Consider the following 1,676-nt stretch of genomic DNA (forward strand, 5'->3'; position numbering starts at 1 on the left):
TTCTCCTCGCTCCTCCCCCCTTTTGTTTTGTGTGTTTTTTCTGGGCGCCGGTGTTGTTGGTCTCTCCCCCCCCCCCCCCCCCCCCCCCCCCCCCCGGCCCATCGGCGGGCCTGTACGACGGCATCTGTTCGGTATCAATTCGCCCAGGGCGTAGGGCAGACCTGGCGAAGAGGCCGGAATCACGGGCCCGACAGAGTACCGTCGGATACCGAGACCGAGCGCCCTCGGCGTTGACGGTCCACAGCACCAGGCCCCGGAACCCCTGCGGGGCCCCTGGCGAAGGGGAAGCACCTCGTGGCACGCATCGGAGACGGTGGCGACCTGCTCAAGTGCTCGTTCTGCGGCAAGTCGCAGAAGCAGGTGAAGAAGCTGATCGCCGGCCCAGGCGTGTACATCTGCGACGAGTGCATCGACCTGTGCAACGAGATCATCGAGGAGGAACTCGCCGAGACCTCCGAGGTGCGCTTCGAGGAACTCCCGAAGCCGCGCGAGATCTACGAGTTCCTGGACCAGTACGTGGTCGGTCAGGACCTCGCCAAGAAGGCCCTGTCGGTGGCCGTCTACAACCACTACAAGCGCGTGCAGGCGGGCGAGGCGGGCCGCAGCGGCGGCAACGGCCGCGAGGACGCCATCGAGCTGGCCAAGTCCAACATCCTGCTGCTGGGCCCCACCGGCTCCGGCAAGACGCTGCTGGCGCAGACCCTGGCCCGGATGCTGAACGTGCCGTTCGCGATCGCGGACGCCACGGCGCTGACCGAGGCCGGCTACGTCGGTGAGGACGTCGAGAACATCCTGCTCAAGCTGATCCAGGCGGCCGACTACGACGTCAAGAAGGCCGAGACCGGGATCATCTACATCGACGAGATCGACAAGGTCGCGCGCAAGAGCGAGAACCCGTCGATCACCCGGGACGTCTCCGGCGAGGGCGTGCAGCAGGCCCTGCTGAAGATCCTGGAGGGCACCACCGCATCGGTGCCGCCGCAGGGCGGGCGCAAGCACCCGCACCAGGAGTTCATCCAGATCGACACCACCAACGTGCTGTTCATCGTCGGCGGCGCGTTCGCCGGCCTGGAGCGGATCATCGAGGGCCGCGCGGGTGCCAAGGGCATCGGCTTCGGCGCCAACATCCGCTCCAAGCGGGAGTCGGACGCCAGCGACCACTTCCGCCAGGTGATGCCCGAGGACCTGGTGAAGTTCGGCATGATCCCCGAGTTCATCGGCCGTCTGCCGGTGATCACCAGCGTGCACAACCTGGACCGCGAGGCGCTGCTCCAGATCCTCACCGAGCCGCGCAACGCGCTGGTCAAGCAGTACCGCAAGCTGTTCGAACTGGACGGCGTGGAGCTGGAGTTCTCCCGGGACGCGCTGGAGGCGATCGCCGACCAGGCGATCCTGCGCGGCACCGGCGCGCGCGGGCTGCGGGCCATCATGGAGGAGGTGCTGATGTCCGTGATGTACGAGGTCCCCTCGCGCCAGGACGTCGCCCGCGTGGTGGTCACCGGCGACGTGGTCTCCAAGCACGCCATCCCCACCCTGGTGCCGCGCGACATGATCAAGCGCGAGCGCCGGGAGAAGAGCGCCTGACCCGAGGTCCCCGGCCCGACCGGAAGGGGCCCCGCACCCACACTGGGAGGGGGGCCTTCCCTTCGGGGGCCAAACCTTCCCCCCAACTGACA

General features: G+C 67.9%; 1 protein-coding gene. It reads left to right on the plus strand.

What is annotated here, in order from left to right; all coding sequences use genetic code 11:
- The first annotated feature begins 294 nt into the window (after positions 1-294).
- Positions 295-1,584: an ATP-dependent Clp protease ATP-binding subunit ClpX gene (clpX, locus tag ACZ55U_RS36385; RefSeq protein WP_045696864.1), complete on the plus strand. Its 1,290-nt coding sequence runs from the start codon at positions 295-297 to the stop codon at positions 1,582-1,584.
- Positions 1,585-1,676: the final 92 nt, after the last annotated feature.

Source organism: Kitasatospora sp. NPDC034533 (assembly GCF_055575155.1).